Raw genomic sequence first — 25,602 nt, 5'->3', positions numbered from 1 at the left:
CGGACGTCAGGCGTACGGGTCCTGGGTGAGCAGGTGGGCCTTGTAGCCCTCACCGATGCCGGGTTCGGGCGTGCCGCTGTAGTCCTTGATCAACACGGCGCCGGTGCTGCAGCCCCACGGACTCCACGTCCAGGCCAGATAGCTGATGGAGTGCGCGTCGGCCCAGTCCGCCAACCGTTGCATGTAGTCGAAGCCGCAGTTGTCCTGGCCGAATTCGCCGAGAACGATCGGCAGCTGCTGCGCGAGCGGAGCGATCTGGGTGTCCCAGCACGACTCGCTCGCGCAGGCGTTGAAGCTGTACGCGTGCCACGAGGCGGCCAGGTTGCTCAGCGGATCGGCCGGCTGATAGGCCAGCCACTCACGCATGTCGTTGGCCCATTCCAGTCCACCGACCATCAGGACGTTGGTCGCGCCGGTCGCCCGGACGGCGTCGACCAGGTCCTGCATGCCGGCCACCTCGTAGGAGATGCCAGGGCAGGTGCCCCCGTCACGCAGGCACTGCCAGCCCACGGTCTTGTTCCAGTCGCTGGCGATCTCCGGGTACGGCTCGTTGAACAGGTCGAACACCACCGCGTCGTTGCCCTTGAAGACGTTGGCGACACCGGTCCAGAACTGCGGGGCGTACCGCGCGTCCGGCACTGGCTTCTGGCAGGTCGCGTGCTCGTCCGTGCAGTGCCAGTCCGGCCCGGTGGCGTAGGCGCCCCAGGTCCAGTGCAGGTCCAGGATCACATTGATGCCGTTGGCGACCAGCAAGTCCACGTAATCCTTGATGCCCTCCTGGTAGGCCGCGCCGCTGGGGGTGCCGTTGACACCGAGCCAGCACTCCTCGTTCAAGGGGATCCGGACCGCGTGGATGTTCCAGGTCTTCATCGCGTCGACGGAGGCCTGATCAACCGGGCCGGAGTCCCACAGGCCCTTTCCCTGCACGCAGGCGAACTCGCTGCCGGAGCGCGAGACGCCCAGCAGGCGGTAGGGCTTCCCGGCCGCCGTGACGATTTTGTTTCCGGACACCCGGAGCTCAGGGGCCGGGCCCGGCGGGACGGTGACGGTGGGTGACGGACTGGCCGTGGTCGGGCTCGTGGTCGGCGTGGTCACCGAGCCGGTGCACGCGGTGCCGTTGAGCGCGAACGATGAAGGCACCGGGTTCCTGCCGTTCACCGCGCCGGCAAACCCGATCGTGGTCGACTCTCCGGTGTTCATCGAGCCGTTCCAGCTCATGCTCGCGGCGGAGACGCGCGCGCCGGACTGCGTCCACGTCGCGCTCCACCCCTGGGTGACGGTCTGGCCCGCGTCCGGGAAGTCGAACGTCAGCGTCCAGCTGGTAACGGCCGAACCGAGGTTGGCGATGGCCACGTTCGCGGTGAAACCGTTCGACCATTGGCTCTGCACCGTGTAGGTGACCGCGCAGCCGGTGGCAGCCGCCGCTGCGGGCAGAGTGGCCCCCGCCACGCCCCCCAGTGCCAGCACGCCGGCTGCGCCAGCGGCGAACAGCGTTCTATGACGTTTCATCATGTCCTCAGGCCCAGATATTGACGGAAGTGATTCCGTCATCTTTGTTAGGCAAGTTAGGAAAGTCAATGGACATGCCTGGCGGCGCGGTGCCGATACGGGTGGAGAACCAAGTAGGTTGGCTGCCAAAGTGCCGGATCGAGGAGGATACGTGGCGACCAGCCCGATCTGGGCCAGCCGGGCCAAGACACGTGGCCTGGTTCTCGACGTGATCAGAGCCGCACATGCCAGCAGCCGCGTGGAGCTAGCGGCGGCGACGGGACTCACCAGCGCCACGATCTCCGAGGTCGTGCGGGAACTCATGAATGACGGCCTGGTCGTCGAGGCCGGCACCGGCGCCTCGAGGGGCGGCAAGCCACGCACGCTCGTCCAGCTCAACCCTGCTGCCCGCTACAGCGTCGGCGTTCAGCTGGAACGCAATACCTGCGTCGTCGTGGTGGTCGACCTGGTCGGCCGGCAGGTAGCCCGAACGTCGTTCCACGGACCCGCAGTATTGCCGCCGGACCAGGCGCTACCCCAGGTGGCCGCCCAGGTGGAAGCCTTGCTGGCCGCCACGGCGGTGGATCGCGCGAAGGTCCTCGGCGTCGGCCTGGTCGGCTATGGCCCGCAGGATCGACGCACCGGGACGCTGTTGACGCCGCAACCGACCGAGGCATGGCTCAACTACCCGATCGCGGGACGGCTCGCGGAGATCCTCGGCCTGCCGGTCCTGCTCGACAACGACGCTGCCGCCGCCGCGATCGGCGAATACTGGCTGGGCGCCGTCGACCCGACCAGCACATACGGCTGCATCTACATGGCCACCGGGATCGGCGGCAGCGTCGTGGTGGCCGGAGAGGTATACCGCGGCACTTCCTCGAACAGCGTCGAAATCGGCCACATCTCCATCGATGTCAACGGCGACGAGTGCACCTGCGGCAACGTCGGCTGTCTGGAAAACTACGCCGGACCTTCCGCCGTGGTCAGACGGGCAATCGCCATACCCGGACTGGTCCAGCGGCTGGCACTCGACCCCACGGGTGGTGACTTCCTCACCGAGTTCGCCCGGATAGCGGCCGCCGCGAACGCCGGTGAACCCGCCGCCCGGAGCCTGATCGAGCAGTCAGCCCGCTACCTCGGTCATGCCGCCGTCACCATGTCCACCCTGTTCGACGTGGACACGATCGTGCTCGCTGGGCCGAGCTTCACCGTCGCAGGCTCGATCTACCAGGCGGTGATCCAGCACGAGATAGACCGACGCACCTTCGCCCGCCGGGCACATCCGGTGCGAGTCGTGCCCTCCATCAACGGCTCCGACGCAGCCGCGAACGGCGGCGCAGTCCTGGTGCTGCAGAACGAACTCAAACTCAGCGCCAACCTGACGGGGCAAACCCCATGACCGCCCCGCGGAAGGGTCACGGGCGGGACAGCCGGGCGACCACCTCGGCAGGTGGGAGGCTGCCGGTGGTCTCCGGGTCGCCCGTGGCCAGGTCGGTGCGGGCTATCTCGGCGTAGACCTCGGCGAGCGCGGCGAACAGGGTGGGGGTCAGGCCCGCGCCGGCCTGGGTGGCCGATATCTCCTTCATCTCGTCGACGAAGCGGTGGGCCTTGGTCGCCGCGCGGGCCACGCCGGCTGAGCCGTCCAGGTCGTTGCGGGCCAGGTCGGCCAGCACCTGGTCCAGGACGCCGTGCCGGGCGGCGGTTCGCATGGCCTGGGTCAGCAGCGCGTTCAGGCCCTTGTAGACGCCGGCCGTGCACATCTTCAGCGCGCTGGCCGTGCCCACGGACGGGCCCAGCACGATCGGCTCCACCTGGCCGGCCCACGGCAGCGCGGCGACCACCTCGGCGGAAGGGCCGGACAGATACAGGCGCGGACCGGACAGGCGCGGACCGGACAGGCGCGGACCGGACAGGCGCGGACCACGCGGCGGCGGGCCGGAGATGGAACCGTCCACCACCGGCAGTCCGCCGAGGATCCGCGCCACCTCGGCCATGGTCTCCGGCGCGATCGCGTTCAGGTCGGCCACCACCGGAGTGGTGCCGGCCGCCCGGGCCGCCGCCGCGATCGCCGACGCGGCGGGCTGCGCCTGGCCGGGTGGGGTCACCGACAGGACGACGTCGGCCGCACGCACCACCTCGGTGAGATCGGGCAGCAGTTCGAGACCCTCGGCCAGGCGCGCGGTGCGCGGTGACCGGCCGTCGACCGTGGCCACCACCCGGGCCCCGCCCGCGCGCAGCGCCGATCCCAGGCCGGCGCCCATGTGGCCGGGGCTCACGATTCCCACCGTCGTCATGACCGACATGCTCGCACGGGCTGGCCCGGCGGCGGTGGCGGAAGCAGGCCACCGCCGCCGGCAGCTATTCACCTGCGGGAATGCGAATTACGCCCGGCCGCCACGAAAGTGCCGGACGGCGCACTCCGGGGCCAAAATGTGGCCGGGACCACAACGTAAGGCGAGCGGGTCGGGGTCGTCAACGTTTCAGCGGCGCAACGGTTTGGTGAACCGCTCGCGATAGGTCGATGCGGACAGTCCGTAGTGGGACTTGAAACGGCGGGCGAAATAGTTCTGGTCGGGCCAGCCGACGGACTCCCCGATCCGGTTGATCGGCTGGTCGGTGTGCAGCAGACGGGCCGCGGCCAGTTCGACGCGATGTCGGGACAGGTAGGCCATCGGCGGCAGGCCGGTGGCCGACTTGAACAGGCGCACCAGATAGCCGGGCGCCACGTGCAACTCGGTGGCCAGTTCGGTGAGCGTCCAGTGGTAGGCCGGCTTCTCCTCCATCATCCGCATGCCGTCGAGCACCGCCGGATGGGTCGCGTCGGAGCGCTCGCCGGGTTCGGCGATCTCCCGGGCCAGGCAGCTCAGGAACAGCAGCAGCCGGCCGACCAGGTCGCCGCGGTGGGTCTCGGCCGACTGCGCCCGCAGGTCGTGCAGCCGGTCCAGGTGCTCGACGCACTCGGCTAACGCGTCGCCGGACACGTGGCCGGTGAGGATGCCGCGGCGCTGGGCGGCGTACGGGCCGGTCCACAGCAGGTGACCCAGCCACGGGTCGGCGCGGGTCCAGGCCAGCTCGCGGCGCAGCAGTTCCGGCGAGAAGACGCAGTTGTAGAGGTCGAGCGCGCGGCAGTCCTCGTAGCCGTGCCAGACACCGGGCCGCAGCAGCAGCACGTCACCGACCCGCAGCTGCTGCCGGCCGGCCAGGCTGCGCTGGGCGCCGGCGCCGCCCATCACCAGGGCGATCTCGACGAAGCTGTGTGTGTGGATCGGGTGCACGTCCTCGTGCAGGTAGTGCCCCGCGAACGCCAGCGACCCGTCGACGATGTGCAGCAGCGTGCGCGTCGACGCGACCGGGTAGTCGTCGGCCGGCATCGCCACACCGTACGGCCCCAGGTGAATTTCGTGCTACCTCCGGTGCACTGCGGGCTATGTCCTGGCCTGCGGGTGAACAGAGGATCGGGTCAGGCGAAACGTCCCCGCCATCAAGCCGAAACAAGTGATCAGCCCGCCTGGGAGCGGTTGTTGAATCGTTTCAGCACCGTGAAACGCGAAGTGTCACCACACAGGAGTGCCATGCCTGAGCTTGCCGCACCGACCGCCCTCCGTTTCGAACACCATCCGGCCGACCAGCCCGTGCTGGGCATCGGCACGGCGACCCCGCGCATCTCGTGGCAGGTGCCGGCCGCGCCCGAGGACTACAGCCAGACGCGCTACGAAATCGAGATCACCCGGGACGGCATCGCGGAGGTGCACACTGCCGCCTCCGGCGAGCAGGTCCTGGTGGCCTGGCCGGGTGCGCCGCTCACGGCCAGAGAGACTGCGGCCGTACGGGTACGAGCCGGCGACCCGGGCACCTGGAGCCCGTGGAGCGAACCCGCCGTGGTCGAGGCCGGGCTGCTCGGGCCGGCCGACTGGACCGCCCGCTTCGTCAGCCCGCGCACGATCGGCGGCCTCGATCGCCCCGCGCCGATCCTGACCGGCACCGTCGACCTGCCCGGCGAGGTCGTCAAGGCCCGCCTGTACGTCACCGCGCACGGCCTGCACGTCACCCGGATCAACGGCGAGCGGGTCGGCGACGAGCAACTCGCCCCCGGCTGGACCGCCTACCGGCACCGGCTGCGCTACCGCACGCACGACGTGACCGCGCTGCTGCGGCCCGGCCCCAACCGGGTCGAGATCCTGCTCGGCAACGGCTGGTACCGCGGCCGGCTCGGCTTCCGGAAGCAGCGGGCCGTCTACGGCGACCGGCTCGCCGCGCTGGCCCAGCTCGAGGTCACCACGGCCGGCGGCGGCGTGCACGTGCTCAACACCGACGGCTCGTGGACCGCCCGGGAGAGCACGATCGTGGCCGACGACCTCTACGACGGCCAACAGACGGACTTTCGGCACGAAAGCGGCGAGGATGACATTGTGGACGTCGTCGACGCCGATCTCGCGCTGCTGGTCGCCCCGGACGGGCCGCCGGTCCGGATCACCGAGGTGCTTCCCGCACTGTCGGTGACCACCTCGCCGTCCGGGCGCACGCTGGTCGATTTCGGGCAGAACCTGGTGGGCTGGGTCCGGCTGCGGGTGCGCGGCGGCCACGCCGGCCAGCAGGTGACCGTCCGGCACGCCGAAGTCCTCGAGGACGGCGAACTCGGTGTGCGCCCGTTGCGTACCGCCAAAGCGACCGACACCTGGATCCTGGCCGGCGCCGGGGCGACCGAGCTGGAGCCCGAGCTGACCTTCCATGGTTTCCGGTACGCCGAGGTCAGTGGCCTGGCCGCGCTGGACGCGGCCGACATCGAGGCCGTCGTGGTCGGCTCCGGCCTGCGCCGGACCGGCTGGTTCGACTCGTCGCACGAGCTGCTCAACCGCTTCCACGAGAACGTCGTGTGGGGCATGCGCGGCAACTTCGTGGACGTGCCCACCGACTGCCCGCAGCGCGACGAGCGGCTCGGCTGGACCGGCGACATCCAGGTCTTCTCCCCCACCGCGAGCTTCCTGTTCGACAGCGCCGGCTTCCTCGGCAACTGGCTCGCCGACCTGGCCGCCGAGCAGCAGAAGGACGGCTCGGTCCCGTTCGTGATCCCGGACGTGATCCGCCGGCCCGGACCGGCCACCGCGGCCTGGGGCGACGCGGCCACCATCGTGCCCTGGGTGCTCTACCAGCGCACCGGCGACCGCGACCTGCTGGAACGCCAGCTGCCCAGCATGCGCGGCTGGGTGGACCGGATGGCCGCGCTGGCCGGCGACGGGCTGCTCTGGTCGGGCGGGTTCCAGTTCGGCGACTGGCTCGACCCGGCCGCGCCGCCGGACAACCCGTTCGGCGCCCGGACCGACCCGGACGTGCTCGCCACCGCCCACCTGGCCCGCTCCGCCGAGATCGTCGCGCTGGCCGCCGAGGTGGCGGGCGATCCCGACCAGGCCCGGCATTACGGCGACCTGGCCGCCCGGGTCCGGGACGCGTTCGCCCGCGAGTACGTGACCCCGGGCGGCCGGGTGCTCAGCGACGCACCCACCGCGTACGCCCTGGCCCTGCAGTGGGCCCTGCTGCCCGGCCCGGAGCAGCGCCGCCTCGCCGGCGCCCGGCTGGCCGACCTGGTGCGCGGAGCGGGGTTCCGGATCAGCACCGGCTTCGTCGGCACGCCGCTGATGACCGACGCGCTGACCGACGCGGGCGAGCCCGGCCTGGCCTACCGGCTGCTGCTGCAGACCGGCTGCCCGTCCTGGCTGTACGCGGTGACGATGGGTGCCACCACGGTCTGGGAGCGCTGGGACAGCATGCTGCCGGACGGCCGGATCAACCCGGGCGAGATGACCTCGTTCAACCACTACGCGTTCGGCGCGGTGGCCGACTGGATGCACCGCCGGGTCGCCGGGCTGGCCCCGGGTTCGCCCGGATATCAGCTGGTCGAGGTGCGACCGCTGCCGGACCACCGGCTCACCCGGGCGGCGGCGCGGCATCTGACCCCGTACGGCGAAACCTCGGTCTCCTGGCAGCGAGCCGGCGGCGAACTGCGGGTCGAGGCGGTCATCCCGGTCGGCGCCACCGCGACCGTGCGGCTGCCCGGCACCGACCGGGACATCGAGGTCCGGCACGGACGGCACGAATGGGCGCTGCCGGACCCGTACGGCCAACCGGTCTTGATGCCCGCGGAGCCCACGATCCGGCAGCTGATGGACCACGAACCCAGCTGGGACCGGGTCGTGTACGCGGCCCGGGAGTCCGGCGTCGAGGCGGACGAGGCCACGCTCGCCGGACGGCTGCGGCCGTTCCTGGACCGGCCGGCCGCCGAACTCGTCGAGTCGATCACCGGTGGCTGGGTGCCGGGTTCGGCCGAGCAGATGCAGGAGCTGATCAACAATCCCCCTCTCTCCCCTGGAGGTCACCGATGAGAACACGGCAGATAGCGACCGCCCTACTGGCCACGGGTTGCCTGGCCCTGGCCGGCTGCAGCGCCGGCAGCCTGGGCAGCAGCGACGACGAGGGCGACGGCAAGGTGGCGCTGTCCTTCCTGGTGGACAACCAGCAGGAGACGGTGAAGACGGCGAACCAGATGGTCAAGGACTTCACCGCGAAGAACCCGAACATCACGGTGAACGTGGAGACCCGGCCGCAGGGCACCGACGGCGACAACATCGTCAAGACCCGGCTGTCGACCGGCGACATGACCGACCTGTTCGCGTACAACACCGGATCCCTGTTCCAGGCCCTGGCGCCGGAGAAGAACCTGGTCGCGGTCGGCGAGGAGGCGTGGGTCGGCCAGCTCGACAAGAACTTCGCCACCACGGTCACCGCGAACGGCAAGGTCTACGCGGCGCCGATGGGCAACTTCATGGCCGGCGCGATCCTCTACAACCGCGACGTCTTCAGCAAGCTCGGGCTGCAGGTGCCGAAGACCTGGGCCGAGTTCATGGCGAACAATGCCAAGATCAAGGCGGGCGGCACCGACCCGGTGATCCAGACGTATGGCGAGACCTGGACGTCGCAGCTGTTCGTCCTCGGCGATTTCCACAACGTGCTGGCCGCCGACGCGCAGTTCGCCGACAAATACACCAAAAACCAGGCCAAGTACGCGACCACCCCCGCTGCCCTGGCCGGTTTCCAGCACCTCCAGGAAGTCCACGACGCGGGCTACGCCAACAAGGACTTCGCCTCGGCCAAGCTCACCGACGGCCTGCGCTACCTGGCCGAGGGCAAGGGCGCGCAGTACCCGATCCTGTCCGCGCTGCTCAGCCAGCTGATCGTGGACAACCCCGGATCCGAGAACAAGATCGGGCTGTACGCCATCCCCGGCACCGACGCGGCCAAGAACGGCCTGACGGTGTGGAGCTCCGGCGGCGTCTACATCCCGTCCACCACGACCGGCGCCAAGCTGGACGCGGCCAAGAAGTTCCTGGCCTTCGTCGCCAGTCCCGAGGGATGCGCCTCGCAGGCCGCCGCGTCCCCGCCGACCGGCCCGTACGCGGTCAAGGGCTGCACGCTGCCGCCGTCGGTGCCGCAGGCGGTCAAGGACATGCAGACCTACATCGACTCGGGCGCCTCCAGCCTGGCCCTGGAGTTCCTCTCCCCGGTCAAGGGCCCGGCGCTCGAGCAGATCTGCGTCGAGGTCGGTTCCGGCATCCGTAAGGCGGACGCCGGCGCCAAGCTGTACGACGAGGACGTGAAGAAGCAGGCCCAGCAACTCGGGCTCGAGGGCTGGTAGGTCAGGTGGCCACCAGCACCGCACAGCGGCCCGCCCGGACGCGCGACGGCGCGCCCGGCGCGGGCCGGGTGCGGGCCAAGAGCCCGTACTCGAACTGGTTCTACCTGCCGGCCGCCGTGATCTACGGCGTGCTCTTCGTCGTGCCGACGCTGACCGCGTTCTATTTCAGCCTCACCCGGTGGAGCATCTTCGACTCGAAGTTCACCGGCTTCGACAACTACGTGACCTTCTTCAGAGAGCCGGCGCTGGTCTCCAGCCTCTGGCACACGCTGGTGTACGCCGTGGTCACGTCCGGCCTCAAGGTCGTCCTCGGCCTGCTGCTGGCGATCCTGCTGACCTCGCAGATCGTGGCCCGCGGCTACCTGCGCTCGGTGGTCTTCTTCCCGGTCCTGGTCAGCACCATCGGCGTCGGCCTGACCTTCACCATCCTGATGAACCCGGAACGGGGCCTGATCAACCAGTCGCTGGCGGTGCTCGGCATCGAGGGTCCGGGCTGGCTGACGGATCCGTCGTACGCGCTGCTGTCGGTCGCCCTGGTCGACGTGTGGAAGGGCGTCGGCCTGGCCACGCTGATCTACATCGCCGGCATCGTGTCGATCCCGCAGGAATATTTCGAGGCCGCCAAGGTCGACGGCGCCGGCGCCTGGGCCGGTTTCCGCAACATCGTGCTGCCGCTGGCCCGGCCCGCCACGGTCACCGTCGTCATCCTGTCGCTGATCGGCGGCCTGCGCTCGTTCGACCTGATCTGGGCGATGACCCGCGGCGGTCCCGGCTTCACCTCGGACGTGATCGCCTCGGTGATCTACAAGCAGTACCAGGCCGGCTTCTACGGCCTGTCCACGGCCGGGAACGTGGTGCTCTTCGTCGTGGTGACCGCGATCGTGCTGCCGCTGTCGCGCTTCCTCAATCGCAAGGAGGTGGAGATGTGAGGCGGTCCTACTGGCTGAGCGCCCTCGCCATCCTGCTCTCGGTCGTGGTGTTCCTGGTCCCGTTCGCCTTCATTCTCCTGACCGCCTTGAAGACCCAGCAGCAGGCGTCGCTGCTCGACTTCTCCTGGCCCACCCAGTTCCGGATGGTGGAGAACTTCATCGACGTGGTCCAGGCGCGCGACTACATGCTGATCATCGCGTTCATCAACAGCACCATCCTGACGGTGACCAGCGTGGCGCTCATGGTGGTGTTCGGTGCCATGGTGGCGTTCGTCCAGCAGCGCCGCCGCGGCTGGTGGACCGGCATGGTCAACTTCCTGGTGCTGTCCGGGCTGATCATCCCGCCCGCGGTGGTGCCGACCATCTGGGTGCTGCAGAAACTGGGGTTGTTCCGGACCATGCCCGGGCTGATCCTGATCGAGGTGGCCTTCGGGCTGTCGTTCTGCGTGCTGTTGTTCCGCGCCTTCATCGGGACGATTCCCCGGGAACTCGACGAGGCGGCCACCATCGACGGCGCCGGGCCGATGCGCCTGTTCTTCCGGGTGGTGCTGCCGCTGCTGCGCCCGGTCATCATCACGTCGGTGGTGGTGCAGTCGGTGTTCGTCTTCAACGACTTCGTGAACCCGCTGTACTTCCTGCCGGGCGACCAGAACGCGACGGTGCAGCTGACGCTCTACAACTTCTCCAGCACGTATTCGACGCAGTACAACCTGCTCTTCATGAACATCCTGCTGATCACCATCCCGCCGCTGATCATGTTCCTGTTCTTCAACCGCCAAATCGTCGCGGGCATGACCTCTGGAGCCGTCAAGGGCTGATCCGGCAGAGTCAGGGGATGCGAGACGTGCCGGACCTGTTCGACCACGTGCTCGACGACATGTCGGTCGGCGCCGACGCCATGCGCTGGGCGCCCGACCGCGTCGTCCCGGACCTGCGCCTGCTGTTCCACCGGGAGTGGCCCGCCCACCGGCAGGCGACCTGGCGCTGGTGGTGCGAGATCTGCCGGCAGCCGCTACCGCAGCCGCACTGGCTGGCCCGCAGCGGCCCGGACGGCGAAGTGATCCTGCTCGCCTATCACCAGACCGTCGACCCCCGGCAGCCGCGGCATCCGGTCATCGAGCGGCCCTCCGGAACCGCTGCGGCGCCGCACCGAACTGCCTGGTGAACGCCCTGGTAAACACGCTGGCGTCCGGGAAGCCCCAGCGGGCCGCGACGGCCGAGACCGGCAGGTGCACGCTCCACGGCGCGAGCAGGTCGTCCCGGATCCGTTCCAGGCGCTGGGTGCGCACGTACGCCGAAACGGTCGTGTCGTGGTCGGCGAAGACCTTGCGCACGTAGCGGGCGGACAGGAACTTCGCGGCCGCGAGGCGCTCGGCGGACAGGTCCGGATCGGCGAGGTTGCCGTCCAGCCAGCCGGTCAGTTCGGCGAACAGCGCGGCCGACCGGTCGCCGCCGACCCCGCGCACCTCGGCGGCCAGGGCGTGCAGGCAGGCCACGACGGCGTCGCCGAGGTGCGCCGCGGCCGCCGCGTTCGGCTCGCCGGACGATCCGGCCAGTGCGCCGAGCATCCCGGCCAGGGCGGTGGCCGCCGGGAAGCCGGACAGGTCGGTGGCGACCAGCGAGTCCCGGCTCTCCCGGCGGAGCCGCAGCGCCGAAGCCCGGACGTGGGCGATCAGGAAACGGTGCCGCGCCGCCGACCGGATCCGGTACCGGGTGACGCCGTCGTACAGCACGATCCGCCCGGCCCGCACCTCGACCGTCTGCCGGTCCTGGGTCACCAGCACCACGCCGCGGGCCATGTAGCCGACCACCATGCCGTCGCCGGCCGGCTCCCACCGGTGCGGCGACACGTCCACGTCGGCGCCGTCGAACAGGCAGCACTTCACGTCGCCGAGCCGCACCTGCCAGACCAGTTCCGGCAGCGGCCCGGCCGAGCGCAGCACCACGTCGTCCCGGACGTGCTCCACGCCGAGATAGCCGGAAAACACGCGGCGGCTTGACTCCGGCGGCATCGCCATCGACCTCCACGGCACTGTTGTCCCTGCTTACCGGGGTCATTCGGGTACGAACGAATGATAAACCCGGTAGGGAGGATCTGATGATCAACAACCGAATCAGCCGCCGTGGCGTGCTCACCGCCGCCGCGGCCGGACTCGCCACCACCGGCATCCCCGGGGCGGCACACGCCCGCGGCACGGCCGACACCGTCGTCCTCAACGGCAAGGTGCTCACCATGGACCGCCGGTTCCGCCGAGCCCAGGCGCTGGCCGTCCGAAACGGCCGGATCGTCGCGGTCGGCACCAACCGCGAGATAAGCCGGCTGGCCGGCCGCGGCACCACGGTCGTCGACGCCGCGGGCGGCACCGTGCTGCCCGGCATCAACGACTCCCACGTGCACTTCGCCGCCTACGGCACCGCGGTCCCACCCCTGTCCTGGCCGGTCGACGGCGCGACGATCGCCGAGGTGCAGCAGTTGATCGCCCGGGCGGTGGCCCACTTCGACGACGCCGGGCAGCCCGACGCCTGGGTCCGCGGCGGCGGCTGGAACGACAACCGGATCGGCGCCGCACCGAACCGCCACGACATCGACGCCGTCTCCGGCAACCATCCCGTGCTGCTGGGCGACTTCTCCGGCCACGCGGTCGCGGTCAACTCCGCGGTGCTGCGCCTGGCCGGCGTCACGAGGGACACCGTTCCGCCACCCGGCGGCGTGATCGAGAAGGACGCCGCCGGCGAGCCGACCGGCGTGTTCCGCGAGTCGGCCGCCGCATTGGTCGCCGGGGTGGTCCCGCCGTGGAGCCGCGCGGACCTCTCGGCCGGCATGGACGCCGCGGTGGCCGGCATGCACGCCCTCGGCATCACCAGCGTCACCGACCCCGGCATCGACCTGGCCCAGTTGTCCCTCTACGAGGAGAAGTTCCGGGCCGGCGAACTCCCGCTCCGCTTCACCATCATGATGCGGGGCGGCCGCACGCTCGCCGAACTGGACCAGGTGCTGGCCGAACTCCGCGCGCCCCGCATCGTCGACCCGGCCTGGCTGCGGGTCAGCCAGATCAAACTGATCGCCGACGGCATTCCGACCGCGGCGCAGACGGCCTGGCTGCACGAGCCCTACGTGGACGGCTCGAACGGCGTACCGCTGACCGAGATCCCGGTCCTGCACCGCCTGATAAAGAAGGCCGCGGCGCACGGCTTCCAGGTCGGCACCCACGCCACCGGCGACGCCGCCATCGACGCCGTGGTGGCCGGCTACCTGGCCGCGAAGGGCCGCGCGGGCCTGCGCCACTACGTGATCCACGCCGACCTGACCCCGGTCCGCACCCTGCGCACCATGGCGCGCAACGACATCGGCGCCAACATGAATGCCACGATCAAATACCTTCTGGGCCGTACGCTCGACCCCTACCTCGGTCCGGCCCGGGTCGACTACCAGTGGCCCTACCGGACGGCTCTGGACCTGGGCGTCCGAGTGTCCAGCGCCTCGGATGCGCCGGTCACCCCGCCGGCGTGGCTGCAGGGCGTGTCCGGCGCGGTGCTGCGCGAGGGCCAGTTCGACGGCGGCGCCGTGGCCGGCAAGGCGGAGCGGATCACGTTGCGCGAGGCCCTGGAGAGCTACACGAGCACCCCCGCGTGGCAGGACCGGGCCGAGACCTGGAAGGGCACCCTGACCGAGGGCCGGGTGGCCGACGTCTGCATAGTGGACGGCGACCTGCTGACCACCGACCCCCACGACCTGCCCGGCCTGCGGGTGAGCACCACCCTGGTGAACGGCAAGGTGGTCTACGACAGCGGCGCATCCTCGTCCCGGGCGGCCCGCACGACGGCGGCCGGCGTCCAGGCGTTCAGCCGGGACCAGGCGGTGAGCTGCCTGCAGCGAGGCGAGTGCTGCTGCCGCCTGAGCGAAAAACTGCTGGCCGGCAGCTGACGCGTCGAAGGGCCTGGACGAGCGCCGTACCGCCGGGCGGGAGGCAAAAGTCACCCGGATGACTGTCTTCAATGGATCATCGGTGGCTTCGGGGCTATGCTGGCGGCCACCGCAGGGTCGAGTGAGGGACGGGTTGTGACGGAGAGCTTGGGGTCGGAGTCCACGCAGGGCCCGGCGTTGGACACCAATACGCCGCATACCGCTCGCATCTGGAACTACTGGCTCGGCGGCAAGGACAACTTTGCCGCCGACCGGGCCGTCGGTGACCAGGTGACGGCCGCGTTTCCGCACGTCGGACTGTACGCTCAGCTGTCTCGTGCGTACCTGACCCGGGCCGTTGCCTTTCTGGCGGGTGAGGTGGGGATCCGGCAGTTCCTCGACGTCGGCACCGGCCTGCCCACCGCGGACAACACGCACGAGGTGGCGCAGCGCATCGCGCCGGACTCCAAGATCGTCTATGTGGACAACGACCCGCTGGTGCTGGCGCACGCGCGGGCGCTGCTGACCAGCAGCTCGCAGGGCACCACCACGTACATCGACGCCGACCTGCACGATCCGGAGGCGATCCTGGAGCGGGCCGGCAAGACGCTCGACTTCGCGCAGCCGGTGGCGCTGCTGATGATGGGCGTGCTCGGCCACGTCGAGGACGACGCCGAGGCCAAGGCCATCGTCGACGCGTTCCTGAGCCGGCTGCCGTCCGGCAGCTACTTCGCCATTTACGACGGCGCGGACACGATCAAGGAGATCACCGACAATCTCGCGCTGTGGAACGACAACGTCCCGCTGAAGTACCACCTGCGCAGCCCGGAACGGATGGCCGCGCTGTTCGACGGCCTCGAGCTGGTCGAGCCGGGAGTCGTGCCGGTCACCCGCTGGCGCCCCGACGCAGCCGCGGCCGCCGCCGACGAGATCGCCCAGTTCGCCGCGGTCGGCCGGAAACGCTGACCCCGGCAGGGCAGCAACCGTGACACAGCCGCCCGGCGGCGGGCCGACCGTGCGCCGGGTGCAGCTCGGCGCGCGGCTGCGGGTGCTGCGCGAGGCGGCCGGCGTCACCCGGGCGAACGCCGGCTGGGCGATCCGCGGCTCCGAGTCCAAGATCAGCCGGATGGAGCTGGGCCGGGTCAGCTTCAAGACCCGCGACGTGGTCGACCTGCTCAGCCTGTACGGGCTGAAGGACGAGGAGGAACGCTCCCGCCTGGTCGCGCTGGCCGAGGAGGCGAACACCCCGGGCTGGTGGCAGGCGTACACCGACATCCTGCCCGACTGGTTCCAGAACTACCTGGACCTGGAGGGCGCGGCCGAACAGATCCGCACCTACGAGGTGCAGTTCGTGCCCGGCCTGCTGCAGACCGAGAGCTACGCCCGGGCGGTGATCGAACTCGGCCGCAACCACGGTCCCGGCGAGATCGGCCGGCGGGCCGAACTGCGCGCCGCCCGCCGGCAGATCCTGGACCGGCCGGACGCGCCGCTGCTCTGGGTGGTGCTGGACGAGGCCGTGCTGCGCCGCCCGATCGGCAACGAGCGCATCCTGCGCGACCAGATCCGGTCACTCCGGGAGATCGCCGGGCATGATCGCGTACGCCTGCAGATTTTGCCTTTCACGGCGGGCGGGCACTCCGGCACCGGCGGGGCGTTCTCGGTCCTGCGGTTCCCGCACCCGGACCTGCCGGACGTCGTCTACCTCGAGCACCTCACGAGTGCCGTCTACCTCGAACGCCCGTCCGACGTGGACGCGTACAGCGGCGCGTTCGGCGAACTGATCATCCAGGCCGCCCAGCCGGACGACTCCGCGGAACTGCTCGGAAAGATCCTCGACGACCTGTCTTGACCCTCCCCTCGTGTCAGCGCCGAGGGTGGCCGGATGAAGCCCTACATCGGTTCCGGACCCTACTGTTACGCCAACTCGGTGGCGATGATGCTCGGCCCCGGCGCGCCCACGCCGTCGGTGATCGAGGTGCTGACCGGTTCGCCGTTCGGCTTCCACCTGCTCGGCGGAGAGTTGCCGTTCTTCGACCCGTACGGCTGGGACGACCGCGGCGTCGACGACGCGATCGCCCTGCTGGGCTGGACCTGCCGCTGGCAGGGTGCACCCGGCGACGACGAGGCCCTGGCGATGCTGCGCTCGGCCGGCACCGCGCTGGCCGGTCCGGTCGAGTTCGGCCTGCTGCGCCACATACCGGGGATGACCGGGCCGATCGAGTCCGACCACTTCGTGGTGGTCCTGGGGGTGGACGGCGACATGGTGCGGTTCCACGACCCGCACGGGCACCCGTACGCGACGCTGCCGGTCGCCGACTTCCTGCCCGCCTGGCGCGCCGAGACCATCGCATACCGGCGGGCCTCGTACGCCATGCGCAGTGACTTCCGCCGGGTCCGGGACGTCACCGCCGAGGAGGCGCTGCGGGCCGCGCTGCCCGGCGCGGTCGGGTGGCTGCGCGGCCGGGACGACCTGGCGGTGCCGCCCGGCACGATCGGCGGCGGCGCGGCCGTGCAGCAGCTGGCCGCCATGGTGGCCGGCGGCCTGGCACCGCGGGTGCACGGGCACCTGATCCACTTCGCGATCCGGGTCGGGGTGCGCCGCCTGATCGACGCGGCCACCGCCCTCGCCGGGCTGGGCCTGACCCGGGCCGCCGCGATCGCCGACCGGCAGGCCCGGCTGGCCGGCAGCCTCCAGTACGACCTGGTGGCCGGCCGGACCGCGGCCGCCGCAAACACGCTGCGCGAACTCGCCCCGACCTACGACGACCTGGCCGCCGCGCTGGCCGAAGGGTAGGGCTAGCCGTACCCCCGGTCCGGGAGCCAGGACCAGCCGGCGAATGCTCGTGGGCATGACTGTCACGCATTTCCGAAGCCCGGTCACGGTCCACACCTCCTTCCTGCTCTGGATGGGCGCGCTCGCCGCCGGCTGCGCCGAGATGCTCCTGCACGACGCCGACATCGCCGGGGTGGCGCTGCGGCTGACCGTCTACGCGGTCGTCGTGGCCGTCGCCCTGCGCATGCGGGCCGGGCGCAACTGGGCCCGGTGGGTCCTGGCCGCCGGACTGGGCGTCGTCGGGACGCTGTCGCTGGTGATCGACCCCGTCACCTGGCTGCTCGACGGCAACTCGCTGGTCGACGCGGCGCGGCGGGCCGACCTGACCGGCGCGCTCGTCGCGGTCAGCCGGACGCTGCACGTGCTCTGCGTCTGGGTGGCGGTGCCGCTGATGTTCGGGCGCCGCGCGAACGCCTACTTCAGCGGGCGGTGGCCGTCCGGTTCAGTAAAGTTCGGGCATGGCGAACCTACGACGGCAGATCATCGCTGAGCTCGGCGTCACCCCGGTCATCGACCCCGCGGCGGAGATCCGGCGGCGGGTCGGTTTCCTCAAGGACTACCTGCGCTCGACACCGGCCGCGGGATATGTGCTGGGCATCAGCGGCGGCCAGGACAGCACGCTGGCCGGCCGGTTGTGCCAGCTGGCGGCCGAGGAGTTGCGGGCCGAGGGAGCGCCGTCGACATTCGTTGCGGTACGCCTTCCGCACGGTACGCAGGCCGACGAGAAGGACGCCCAGATCGCGCTCGAGTTCATCGGGCCGGACCGGGTCGTCACCGTGAACGTCCAGCCGAGCGTGGACGCCGTGGTGGTCGAGGTGCCGATCGACCTCGGCGATTTCGTCCGCGGCAACATCAAGGCCCGCCAGCGCATGGTGGTCCAGTACGCGATCGCCGGGCAGCTCAACCTGCTGGTGGCCGGCACCGACCACGCCGCCGAGGCGGTGACCGGGTTCTTCACCAAGTACGGCGACGGCGGGGTCGACGTCACCCCGCTGACCGGCCTGACCAAGCGCCAGGGCGCCGCGCTCCTGCAGCACCTGGGCGCCCCCGCGAGCACCTGGCAGAAGGTGCCGACCGCCGACCTGGAGGACGACCGCCCGGCCCTGCCCGACGAGGTGGCGCTCGGCGTGAGCTACCAGCAGATCGACGACTATCTCGAGGGCGCCGACGTCACGCCCGAGGTGGCGGCGCGGATCGAGTCGCTGCACACCGCGACCCGGCACAAGCGGGCGCTGCCGGTGACGCCCTTCGACGAGATCCGCTGACGTGACCGGCCTGGACGACGAGGCGATCGCGTACGCCCATCGCATGTTCGACCTGGCTCGCGCCGGTGCCACCGAGGAACTGGCCGGCCACGTCACCGCCGGCCTGCCGGTGAACCTGACCAACGACAAGGGCGACACGCTGCTGATCCTCGCGGCGTACCACAACCATGCCGGCACCGTGGCCGCCCTGCTGGACCACGGCGCCGACCCCGGCCGGATCAACGATCGCGGACAGTCGGCGCTCTCCGCCGCGGTCTTCCGGCAGAACGCCGGGACGGTGCGGGCGCTGCTCGCGGCGGGCGCCGACCCGGACGGCGGCACCCCCTCCGCGGTGGCGACCGCCGAGTTCTTCAAGCTCCCCGAGATGGCGGCGCTGCTGCGGCAGGGCTGACGAGCAGAATGGCCGGATGCAGGTACGCGTGCTCGACCCCCACGCCCCCGAAGCCGGCCCCTGGTACGCGGCCTTCCACGACGGCTGCGTCGCCGGCCGCGACCAGCCGACCGTGGCCGGCGCCGAGTCCACCCTGACCTCGCTGCGCACCGCGGCGGGCAACGCCAACGTCGACCGCCGGGCGTTCGGCGCGTGGGACGGCGACCGGTGCCTGGGCGGCCTGATCGTGAACCTGCCCCGGACCGCCAACGCGCACACCGCCGAGCTGGAACTGGCGGTGGCACCGGAGCACCGCCGCCGCGGCGCCGGCGCCGCACTGTACGAGACCGCCGTCGCCGTCGCCCGCGCGCACGACCGCCGGGTCCTCTCCGCCGAACTCGACGTGCCCCTCGGCCTGACCCTCGACGGGCACCCCGGCGGCCGGTTCGCGCTGGCCCGCGGCTTCGAGAGCAAGCTGGCCGAGCGCCGCTACCTGCTCGGCCTGCCCGCCGCACCGGTGCGCGCCGACGCTCCCGCCGGCTTCCGGCTGGAGACCTGGACCGGCCCGGTGCGGCCCGGTCCGGCGGCCGGTTTCGCCGCGATGCGCACCCTGATGGAGCGGGATGTGCCGATCGGCGACCGCGACCACGAACCGGCCGTCTTCACCGAAGCCCAGGTGCTCAGCGGCGACGACCGGCTGGACGCGGCCGGCTGGGGCATCGTCACGACCCTGCTGTACGCACCGGACGGCACGCCCGCCGGCTACACCCGGATCTTCGTCAACTCGGACCGCCGGCACGCCCAGCAGGACGACACGTTCGTGCTGCGCGCCCACCGCGGCCACCGCCTCGGCGCCGTCCTCAAGGCCGCCAACCTCGTCCAGCTCACCGCCCACTTCCCCGGCGTACGGCACCTGCATTCCTGGACCGCCGACGGCAACGACGCCATGATCGCCACCAACCGCCGGTTCGGCTTCCGCCCGGTCGAGACCATGCACGTCATGGAGGCCAGGGTCGACAACCTTCATTGACATCCTCCACGCCCTGAAGGACGGGGATTCCCTCCACGTTGCGCGTGGAACGCGCGACCCGGATCTGATCTCATTTGCGGCGCGGAACGGCCGGCCGGCCGGTGAGCAGGATGGTCACGACGGTGATGGTGCCGGCACCGGCCGGTCGATCCGGCCGGCCGCCGCGGTGACCGCGAAATTCATCGACGCGTCCCGGCTCAGCGGCAGGTTGAGGCGGTACACCACACGCGCGGCCCGCAGCCGGCGGCGCAGCCGGCGGTGAGTGGCGCGGGCCCGCACAGCCTGCACCTGCGTCCGCACCGCCCAGGCGACGGCACCGCCGCCCCGCGGGATCTTCAGCTGCTCGGCGGCCGTCGCGAACTCCCTGGCCAGCAGCGGATGCGCCGCCGACTCGGCCGCCCGCCGGCCCTCGTCGAAGATGCCCATCAGGCGCGCGACCTCGGCCGTGAGATCCCGGGTCACCCGGAGGAGCTCACGACGGTTCAACCCGGCGATACGCTCCGGGGTCAGGCGGGGTGCGTCCGGGCCGCGGCGCGCCAGGCCGGCAACGACCAGCATCGGCGCGACCAGGAGAACGGCGAGGGTGACCGCCATGACGAGCAGACCGAGCCGCCAGTCCGGGCGGCCGGCGCCGTACTGGAACGCGCAGAGAAACAGCCCGGGCAGGACCAGGCCGCTCCCGATCAGGATCAAACCAGCGGACGGGGCGAATCATCCGAAAAGGGCTCGACGGTCCAGCTGCTCCGTCCGGCGCCCGGAGGCCCGTCATCGACGTCCACCCCCGCCCTCGGCGAGTCGGAGGTGCCGGTCGACCCGCGTCGCCTGTCATCACCCATGACGTCATCGTCGCTTGTGCACGGAGAAGCGACAAGACGTAACTGGAGCGGGCCCGGTGGCCCGCTCCAGTTCGTGCGAATGCGGCGTCAGGACTTGAAGACGTCCTTGATGTTCTCGCCGGCCTGCTTGAGCTTCGAGCTGCTCTGGTCGGCCTTGCCCTCGCCCTCCAGACGCTCGTCGTCGGTGGCTTTGCCGACGCCTTCCTTGACCTTGCCGCCGACCTCTTCGGCCTTGTTGTCGACTTTGTCCTCGAACGCCATCGGAAACCTCCCGGAATTAGTGACAACCGGCATGTACCCCGGAAGTGCCCGGCTAATCAGCGACGGGCCGGGCCGATGCCACCACGAACGGGGTGCCCTGCTGGCAGGTGGTCATCAGGTCGGGGACGACGCGGCCGGTCACCTCGAGCCGCGCGCCGGCCCGGATCACCTCGCGGTCGCCGCCGACGAGCAGATAGTCGTCGAGCAGAAGGCAGCCGGGCTCGACTCCGGCCGTCACAATTCCGGTCAGCGTACGCATTTTCCTATCCTCACCCGGGACAGATGATCCGGGCGACATCTTCCGGGTTATCGATGCCTTGAATAGGCTGCCTCCGATGTGACCGCCGTACGCGCATCGGAGGATGTCCGTGTTCGCTAAACGTTCCGCCCCATTAGCCGCCGCCACGGTGCTGGCGCTCGCGCTGACCGGCAGCGGGCCGGCCGTGGCCGCGCCGGGGCCCGCAGCCGCCGCCACCGACATCTACATCGTGCAGCTGGTGGCGCCGCCGGTCGCCGGGTACACCGGCGGTGTGTCGGGCATCCCGGCCACCAGGCCCGGCGCCGGGGAAAAGGTGGACCTCGCGAGCAGCGCCGCCAAGGCGTACCGCACCCACCTGCGGGGCGAGCGGCAGAAGTCGCAGCGGCGGGCCGGCGTCACCGCCGGCGAGACCGTCTACGAGTACGACGTCGCGTTCAGCGGCTACGCGGCGCGGATGTCCGCGGCCGAGGCCGACACGCTGCGCCGCAGCCCGGACGTGCTGGCGGTGTCCAAGAACACGCTGCACAAGGCGGACACCGTCTCGACCCCGGAGATGCTCGGCCTGACCGGTCGCAACGGCGTGTGGCAGAAGCAGTTCGGCGGCTCCGCCAAGGCCGGCCTGGGCGTCATCGTCGGTGTCATCGACACCGGGGTCTGGCCGGAGAACCCGTCGTTCGCGGCGCTGCCCAGCCCCCGCCCGGACCAGCGGGCCATCAACGCGAAGTGGCGCGGCACCTGCCAGGCCGGCGCGGACGCCAACCCGGCGAACAACGTGAAGTGCAACAACAAGCTGATCGGCGCCCGGTACTACACCGAGGGCGGCATGTACGAGGACAGCCCGGAGGAGTTCCTGTCACCGCGGGACCACAACGGGCACGGCTCGCACACCGCCAGCACCGCGGTCGGCAACCACGGCGTGGACGTCACCATCGACGGCGCGGACATCGGCGACGCGTCCGGCATGGCGCCGGCCGCCCGGCTGGCCGTCTACAAGGCGCTGTGGGACCAGGGCGGCAGCGGCAGCGGCACGACCGTCGACCTGGTGGCGGCGATCAACGACGCGGTCGCGGACGGCGTCGACGTGATCAACTACTCGATCTCCGGGTCCCGGAACTCGTTCGTCGACCCGGTCGAGCTGGCCTTCCTCAACGCCGCGAACGCCGGTGTCTTCGTCGCCACCTCGGCCGGCAACAGCGGCCCGGCGGCCAGCACGGTCGCGCACAACTCGCCGTGGGTCACCACGGTGGCGGCCAGCACCCACAACCGCGGCGCCGAGAAGTCGGTCACGCTCGGCAACGGCACCACCTACCAGGGCGCCGGCCAGGGCCTCGGGGTCCCGTCCGCGCCGCTGCTCGACTCGGTGAACGCGGGCCTGGCCGGCGCACCGGCCGGCGAGGTGCAGCTCTGCTATTCGGGCCGGCTCGACCCGGCCAAGGTGGCCGGCAAGATCGTGCTGTGCCTGCGCGGCGGCAACGCCCGGCCGGACAAGAGCCTCGCGGTCAAGCAGGCCGGCGGCGTCGGCATGGTGCTCTACAACAACCCGGACAACTCGATCAACGCCGACTACCACCACGTGCCCACGGTCCACGTGAACAGCGTGGCCGGCCTGGCGATCAAGGCGTACGCCGCCACCGCCGGTGCCACCGCGTCGCTCTCGGCGACCACCGTGATCAAGGTACGGGCGCCCGAGATGGCCAGCTTCTCCTCCGCCGGCCCGGCCATCGCCGGCAACGGTGACCTGCTCAAGCCGGACATCACCGCGCCCGGCGTGGACGTGGTGGCGGCGGTCGCCCCGCCGGGCAACAACGGCCGCAACTTCGACGCGTACTCCGGAACCTCGATGTCGAGCCCGCACATCGCCGGCCTGGCCGCGCTGATGGCGAGCGAGAACCCGACCTGGTCGCCGATGTGGATCAAGTCGGCCCTGATGACCACGGCCGGCCAGACCGACAGCGCCGGCCAGCCCATCCAGCGGGCCGGGGTCAACGCCACCCCGCTCGACTTCGGCGCCGGGCACGTCCGGCCGGCGCAGGCCTACAAGCCGGGCCTGGTCTACGACTCGGCCTACCCGGACTGGATCAGGTTCGCCTGCGGCAGCGGGGCCTCCGGTGCCGCCTGCGACCAGTACGGCAAGATCGACCCGAGCAACCTCAACTACCCGTCGATCGCGGTCGGCGACCTGGCCGGCCAGCAGACCGTCACCCGTACCGTGACCAACGTCAGCAAGCTGCCCGGCGTGTACGAGGCCAAGGTGCAGGCGCCGGCCGGCACGACGGTGACCGTCTCGCCGAAGAAGTTCGTCCTCCTGCCCGGCAAGAAGAAGTCCTTCACGGTCACCCTGACCCGCACCACGGCCGCCGTCAACCAGTGGGCGTTCGGCTCGCTGACCTGGGTCAACAGGGCCGGCGCCGGCGGGCTCATCTCGTCCGACGTGCGCAGCCCGATCGCGGTCCGGCCGGTGGCGCTGGCCGCACCGCCCGAGGTGGCCGGCACCGGCACCAGCGGTTCGGCGACGCTGTCGGTGACCGCCGGGTTCACCGGCACGCTGACCACGGCGCCGGCCGGCCTGGTGCCGTCGAAGGTCGACGCCCTGCACCTGGTCGGCACCAACCCGGACTTCGACACCACCGCGCCGGTCGCCGGCCCGGCGGTCGGCAAGGTGACCGTCACCGTACCGGCCGGCACCCGGGTGGCCCGGGCCGCGACGTTCGACGCGGACGTGGCCGCCGGCACCGACGTCGACCTGTACGCCTACCCGGCCGGCACCAGCACGCTGGCCGCCTCCAGCGGGGGCGGCTCGGCCGAGGAACAGATCGCGCTGCCGGCCGGCACATACGACATCTACGTCGTGCAGTTCGCGCTGCCGGCCGGCGTCACCGAGCAGGACGTCCCGCACCACTCGTGGATCGTCGGCGAGGCGGCCGCGGGCAACCTGACCGCGGCACCGGCCAGCCAGGCGGTGACGAACGGCGCCGCCGCCACGGTGACGGCGTCCTGGTCCGGGCTCACCGCGGGCACCCGCTACCTGGGCCTGGTCGCGTACGGCGACGGCACCAACCGGATCGGACAGACGATCATCTCGGTGACCGCCTGACGTTTCGCCCCGGGGGCCACAGCCGCTATGGCTGTGGCCCCCGTTCTGCACACATGACGGTTGCCTGGTTGGGTACTCCTGGGGCCGAGAGGAGAATCCCGATGCCGAAGGTACGGATCCTTGCCGGACTACTGACGCTGCTGCTGGCCGGCTGCGGCCTGGTGCCAGCACCCGGGCCGGCCACCGATGCCACCGCGGCGTCGTCGGCCGTGGTGACCAAGTCGTTGCGGGACGTCGAGCGGTTCTGGGCCGCCCGGTATCCTCCGATCGCGGACGGCGCGAAGTTCCAGCCGGTGCAGGGCGGCTACCACCCGTACACCGAAAATGATCCGCCGCCGGCCTGCGGAGGCGAGCCGGTCGAGTACCAGCCCAACGCCTTCTACTGTCCGACCGAGGACTTCATCGCGTGGGATGCGCAAAATCTCATACCCCAACTGCAGGAGACGTACGGGGCCCTGCTGGTCGGTGTCGTGATGGCGCACGAGTACGGGCATGCGATCCAGACCCGGCTCGGCCGCACCCGGCAGCCGACCGTGGTGCTCGAGCAGCAGGCCGACTGCTTCGCCGGCGCCTGGCTGGCCGAGGTGCAGGCGGGCCGCTCCGAGGCGTTCCAGAAGGCGTCCGAGTCACAGCTCGAGAACACCGTGGCGGGCGTGCTCATGCTGCGCGACCAGCCCGGCACGTCGGCGCTGGCCGAGGGCGCGCACGGCAATGCGTTCGACCGGATCCGGGCCCTCCAGGAAGGTATGGAGCAGGGCAACGGGCAGTGCGCCGGCTACCGCGCCGACAACCTGCCGGTCACCGAGGTGCCGTTCAGCACCCGGGCGGAGGCCGCGTCCGGCGGCGAACTGGCGTCCTACGAGGAATCGGTGAACCTGCTGGCCCAGGACGCGCAGAGCTACTGGCAGCGCACCTTCCCGCGGCTCACCGGCAGCGCCTGGCCGGAACTGCCGATCCAGCCGTTCGAGGCCGGCTCGCCGCCGGACTGCCGGCAGCCGGACACGTCCGCGCAGGGTGCCGCCTTCTACTGCCGGGACGGCGACTACATCGCGTTCGACAACCAGGATCTCGGCCCGGCCCTGTACGAGAGGATCGGCGACAACGCGGTCGGCATGCTGCTCGGCGACCTGTTCGCCCGCGCCGCCCAGGCCCGGCGCGGCGCCTCCACCACCGACAAGAAGGGCCAGCTGGCGGTCGACTGCCTGGCCGGCTCGTGGACCAACGACCTGCTCACCCGGGGCGAGGACCGCGGCATCCGCCTCTCCCCCGGCGACCTGGACGAGGCGGTGGCGGCGCTGCTCGCCTTCGGACGCGCCGACGAGGGCAACGCGCCCACGGCGTTCGAGCGCATCGCGGCGTACCGCCAAGGGGTTTTGGAGGGTTTGAACGCCTGCGACTAGTGCGGTGGCCACAACGTTGCCGGCACCGACACCCACACCGGCGTGGTGATCAACAACAACTCCCGGTCGTGGAAGAACCAGGGCCTCGCCAGCTTCAAGCCCACCGTGACACTGTTCGACTACGGCTTCGCCGGGGAGAAGATCTGCCTGCCCAACGACGGGCGGCTGGTGAACTCGCCGGAGCGGCTCAACGACTTGGTGTCGGCGAACCTGTGGGACTGGGGCTGCCGCTGATCCGACCGGTGC

The 25,602-nt window shown here is 71.1% G+C and carries 24 protein-coding genes; 17 read left to right on the top strand and 7 right to left on the bottom strand.

Going from position 1 to position 25,602, the window contains the following annotated elements; all coding sequences use genetic code 11:
* Positions 1–6: 6 nt before the first annotated feature.
* The gene (locus Ari01nite_RS29925; RefSeq protein WP_307837795.1) at positions 7–1,467 is read right to left on the bottom strand and encodes a cellulase family glycosylhydrolase; all 1,461 of its coding nucleotides are present in this window, start codon (positions 1,465–1,467) and stop codon (positions 7–9) included.
* A 43-nt stretch (positions 1,468–1,510) separates the two neighbouring features.
* Between Ari01nite_RS29925 and Ari01nite_RS29920 the strand changes: the two genes are divergently transcribed.
* Positions 1,511–2,887 (top strand): ROK family transcriptional regulator, encoded by a 1,377-nt coding sequence (locus Ari01nite_RS29920; RefSeq protein ID WP_203785553.1) that lies wholly within the window; start codon positions 1,511–1,513, stop codon positions 2,885–2,887.
* Positions 2,888–2,903: 16 nt separating this feature from the next.
* Here Ari01nite_RS29920 and Ari01nite_RS29915 read toward each other — a convergent pair whose 3' ends face one another.
* Positions 2,904–3,782: an NAD(P)-dependent oxidoreductase gene (locus tag Ari01nite_RS29915; protein ID WP_203785552.1), complete on the bottom strand. Its 879-nt coding sequence runs from the start codon at positions 3,780–3,782 to the stop codon at positions 2,904–2,906.
* A 186-nt stretch (positions 3,783–3,968) separates the two neighbouring features.
* On the bottom strand, positions 3,969–4,859 hold the full coding sequence (locus Ari01nite_RS29910; protein ID WP_203785551.1) for an AraC family transcriptional regulator: 891 nt from the start codon (positions 4,857–4,859) through the stop codon (positions 3,969–3,971).
* 201 nt (positions 4,860–5,060) lie between these two features.
* On the opposite strand from Ari01nite_RS29910, the gene Ari01nite_RS29905 reads away from it, so the two are divergent.
* The 5 genes from Ari01nite_RS29905 to Ari01nite_RS29885 are packed head-to-tail and all read left to right on the top strand — an operon-like array spanning position 5,061 to position 11,269.
* Positions 5,061–7,865, top strand: coding sequence for an alpha-L-rhamnosidase (locus Ari01nite_RS29905; protein ID WP_203785550.1), 2,805 nt, complete (start codon positions 5,061–5,063; stop codon positions 7,863–7,865).
* Positions 7,862–9,175 carry an ABC transporter substrate-binding protein gene (locus Ari01nite_RS29900; protein WP_203785549.1) on the top strand — a complete coding sequence of 438 codons (1,314 nt, stop codon included), beginning with the start codon at positions 7,862–7,864 and terminating at the stop codon, positions 9,173–9,175. Before Ari01nite_RS29905 ends, Ari01nite_RS29900 begins: the two co-directional genes overlap by 4 nt.
* A gap of 5 nt (positions 9,176–9,180) precedes the next feature.
* A complete protein-coding gene (locus tag Ari01nite_RS29895) occupies positions 9,181–10,104 on the top strand; it encodes a carbohydrate ABC transporter permease (protein ID WP_203785548.1) in 924 nt (307 codons plus the stop codon).
* Complete coding sequence (locus tag Ari01nite_RS29890) at positions 10,101–10,922, top strand: carbohydrate ABC transporter permease (RefSeq protein WP_203785547.1); 822 nt, start codon at positions 10,101–10,103, stop codon at positions 10,920–10,922. Before Ari01nite_RS29895 ends, Ari01nite_RS29890 begins: the two co-directional genes overlap by 4 nt.
* A 17-nt stretch (positions 10,923–10,939) precedes the next feature.
* Positions 10,940–11,269, top strand: coding sequence for a hypothetical protein (locus Ari01nite_RS29885; protein ID WP_203785546.1), 330 nt, complete (start codon positions 10,940–10,942; stop codon positions 11,267–11,269).
* Here Ari01nite_RS29885 and Ari01nite_RS29880 read toward each other — a convergent pair.
* Positions 11,217–12,092 carry an AraC family transcriptional regulator gene (locus Ari01nite_RS29880; RefSeq protein WP_203785545.1) on the bottom strand — a complete coding sequence of 292 codons (876 nt, stop codon included), beginning with the start codon at positions 12,090–12,092 and terminating at the stop codon, positions 11,217–11,219. The genes Ari01nite_RS29885 and Ari01nite_RS29880 overlap by 53 nt on opposite strands.
* A 110-nt stretch (positions 12,093–12,202) precedes the next feature.
* Between Ari01nite_RS29880 and Ari01nite_RS29875 the strand changes: the two genes are divergently transcribed.
* From Ari01nite_RS29875 to Ari01nite_RS29840, 8 genes are all read left to right on the top strand, one after another.
* A complete protein-coding gene (locus Ari01nite_RS29875) occupies positions 12,203–14,029 on the top strand; it encodes an amidohydrolase (protein WP_203785544.1) in 1,827 nt (608 codons plus the stop codon).
* Positions 14,030–14,164: 135 nt separating this feature from the next.
* A complete protein-coding gene (locus Ari01nite_RS29870) occupies positions 14,165–14,974 on the top strand; it encodes an SAM-dependent methyltransferase (protein WP_239163142.1) in 810 nt (269 codons plus the stop codon).
* A gap of 19 nt (positions 14,975–14,993) precedes the next feature.
* Positions 14,994–15,857: a Sco1979 family transcriptional regulator gene (locus Ari01nite_RS29865; RefSeq protein ID WP_239163141.1), complete on the top strand. Its 864-nt coding sequence runs from the start codon at positions 14,994–14,996 to the stop codon at positions 15,855–15,857.
* A 33-nt stretch (positions 15,858–15,890) separates the two neighbouring features.
* Positions 15,891–16,802, top strand: a complete 912-nt coding sequence (locus Ari01nite_RS29860; RefSeq protein ID WP_203785542.1) for a YobF C-terminal domain-containing protein — start codon at positions 15,891–15,893, stop codon at positions 16,800–16,802.
* Between the two features lie 55 nt (positions 16,803–16,857).
* The gene (locus Ari01nite_RS29855; RefSeq protein ID WP_203785541.1) at positions 16,858–17,331 is read left to right on the top strand and encodes a hypothetical protein; all 474 of its coding nucleotides are present in this window, start codon (positions 16,858–16,860) and stop codon (positions 17,329–17,331) included.
* Positions 17,300–18,106: an NAD(+) synthase gene (nadE, locus tag Ari01nite_RS29850; RefSeq protein WP_203785540.1), complete on the top strand. Its 807-nt coding sequence runs from the start codon at positions 17,300–17,302 to the stop codon at positions 18,104–18,106. Before Ari01nite_RS29855 ends, nadE begins: the two co-directional genes overlap by 32 nt.
* Before the next feature lie 43 nt (positions 18,107–18,149).
* Complete coding sequence (locus Ari01nite_RS29845; RefSeq protein ID WP_203785614.1) at positions 18,150–18,497, top strand: ankyrin repeat domain-containing protein; 348 nt, start codon at positions 18,150–18,152, stop codon at positions 18,495–18,497.
* A 16-nt stretch (positions 18,498–18,513) separates the two neighbouring features.
* Positions 18,514–19,506 carry a GNAT family N-acetyltransferase gene (locus tag Ari01nite_RS29840; protein ID WP_203785539.1) on the top strand — a complete coding sequence of 331 codons (993 nt, stop codon included), beginning with the start codon at positions 18,514–18,516 and terminating at the stop codon, positions 19,504–19,506.
* 114 nt (positions 19,507–19,620) lie between these two features.
* Here the strand turns inward: Ari01nite_RS29840 and Ari01nite_RS29835 are convergent, their stop codons facing one another.
* The 3 genes from Ari01nite_RS29835 to Ari01nite_RS51715 all read right to left on the bottom strand — a co-directional run bounded on the left by Ari01nite_RS29835 (position 19,621) and on the right by Ari01nite_RS51715 (position 21,084).
* Positions 19,621–20,199: a hypothetical protein gene (locus tag Ari01nite_RS29835; protein WP_203785538.1), complete on the bottom strand. Its 579-nt coding sequence runs from the start codon at positions 20,197–20,199 to the stop codon at positions 19,621–19,623.
* Between the two features lie 230 nt (positions 20,200–20,429).
* Complete coding sequence (locus tag Ari01nite_RS29830; protein ID WP_203785537.1) at positions 20,430–20,603, bottom strand: CsbD family protein; 174 nt, start codon at positions 20,601–20,603, stop codon at positions 20,430–20,432.
* Positions 20,604–20,655: 52 nt separating this feature from the next.
* Complete coding sequence (locus tag Ari01nite_RS51715; protein ID WP_438872242.1) at positions 20,656–21,084, bottom strand: hypothetical protein; 429 nt, start codon at positions 21,082–21,084, stop codon at positions 20,656–20,658.
* Between Ari01nite_RS51715 and Ari01nite_RS29820 the strand changes: the two genes are divergently transcribed.
* From Ari01nite_RS29820 to Ari01nite_RS29810, 3 genes are all read left to right on the top strand, one after another.
* A complete protein-coding gene (locus Ari01nite_RS29820) occupies positions 20,972–23,956 on the top strand; it encodes a S8 family peptidase (protein WP_239163139.1) in 2,985 nt (994 codons plus the stop codon). The genes Ari01nite_RS51715 and Ari01nite_RS29820 overlap by 113 nt on opposite strands.
* Before the next feature lie 101 nt (positions 23,957–24,057).
* Positions 24,058–25,356 carry a neutral zinc metallopeptidase gene (locus tag Ari01nite_RS29815; protein WP_203785535.1) on the top strand — a complete coding sequence of 433 codons (1,299 nt, stop codon included), beginning with the start codon at positions 24,058–24,060 and terminating at the stop codon, positions 25,354–25,356.
* Between the two features lie 42 nt (positions 25,357–25,398).
* On the top strand, positions 25,399–25,590 hold the full coding sequence (locus Ari01nite_RS29810) for a hypothetical protein (RefSeq protein ID WP_203785534.1): 192 nt from the start codon (positions 25,399–25,401) through the stop codon (positions 25,588–25,590).
* Positions 25,591–25,602 lie beyond the last annotated feature (12 nt).

The sequence above is a fragment of the Paractinoplanes rishiriensis genome, assembly GCF_016862375.1.
In the GTDB taxonomy this organism is placed as follows: Bacteria; Actinomycetota; Actinomycetes; order Mycobacteriales; family Micromonosporaceae; genus Actinoplanes; species Actinoplanes rishiriensis.
This window is presented reverse-complemented; position numbering and strand designations above follow the sequence as displayed.

What these genes read in the sequence shown, in the direction of transcription:
- Ari01nite_RS29920 (WP_203785553.1), top strand. Translation starts at nt 1,511, where the DNA reads ATGTCCTCAGGCCCAGATATTGACGGAAGTGATTCCGTCATCTTTGTT.
- Ari01nite_RS29915 (WP_203785552.1), bottom strand. Translation starts at nt 3,782, where the DNA reads ATGACGACGGTGGGAATCGTGAGCCCCGGCCACATGGGCGCCGGCCTG.
- Ari01nite_RS29910 (WP_203785551.1), bottom strand. Translation starts at nt 4,859, where the DNA reads ATGCCGGCCGACGACTACCCGGTCGCGTCGACGCGCACGCTGCTGCAC.
- Ari01nite_RS29905 (WP_203785550.1), top strand. Translation starts at nt 5,061, where the DNA reads ATGCCTGAGCTTGCCGCACCGACCGCCCTCCGTTTCGAACACCATCCG.
- Ari01nite_RS29900 (WP_203785549.1), top strand. Translation starts at nt 7,862, where the DNA reads ATGAGAACACGGCAGATAGCGACCGCCCTACTGGCCACGGGTTGCCTG.
- Ari01nite_RS29885 (WP_203785546.1), top strand. Translation starts at nt 10,940, where the DNA reads ATGCGAGACGTGCCGGACCTGTTCGACCACGTGCTCGACGACATGTCG.
- Ari01nite_RS29875 (WP_203785544.1), top strand. Translation starts at nt 12,203, where the DNA reads ATGATCAACAACCGAATCAGCCGCCGTGGCGTGCTCACCGCCGCCGCG.
- Ari01nite_RS29860 (WP_203785542.1), top strand. Translation starts at nt 15,891, where the DNA reads ATGAAGCCCTACATCGGTTCCGGACCCTACTGTTACGCCAACTCGGTG.
- Ari01nite_RS29855 (WP_203785541.1), top strand. Translation starts at nt 16,858, where the DNA reads ATGACTGTCACGCATTTCCGAAGCCCGGTCACGGTCCACACCTCCTTC.
- nadE (WP_203785540.1), top strand. Translation starts at nt 17,300, where the DNA reads ATGGCGAACCTACGACGGCAGATCATCGCTGAGCTCGGCGTCACCCCG.
- Ari01nite_RS29845 (WP_203785614.1), top strand. Translation starts at nt 18,150, where the DNA reads ATGTTCGACCTGGCTCGCGCCGGTGCCACCGAGGAACTGGCCGGCCAC.
- Ari01nite_RS29840 (WP_203785539.1), top strand. Translation starts at nt 18,514, where the DNA reads ATGCAGGTACGCGTGCTCGACCCCCACGCCCCCGAAGCCGGCCCCTGG.
- Ari01nite_RS29830 (WP_203785537.1), bottom strand. Translation starts at nt 20,603, where the DNA reads ATGGCGTTCGAGGACAAAGTCGACAACAAGGCCGAAGAGGTCGGCGGC.
- Ari01nite_RS51715 (WP_438872242.1), bottom strand. Translation starts at nt 21,084, where the DNA reads ATGTCGGTGGCGGCGGCTGCGGGCCCCGGCGCGGCCACGGCCGGCCCG.
- Ari01nite_RS29815 (WP_203785535.1), top strand. Translation starts at nt 24,058, where the DNA reads ATGCCGAAGGTACGGATCCTTGCCGGACTACTGACGCTGCTGCTGGCC.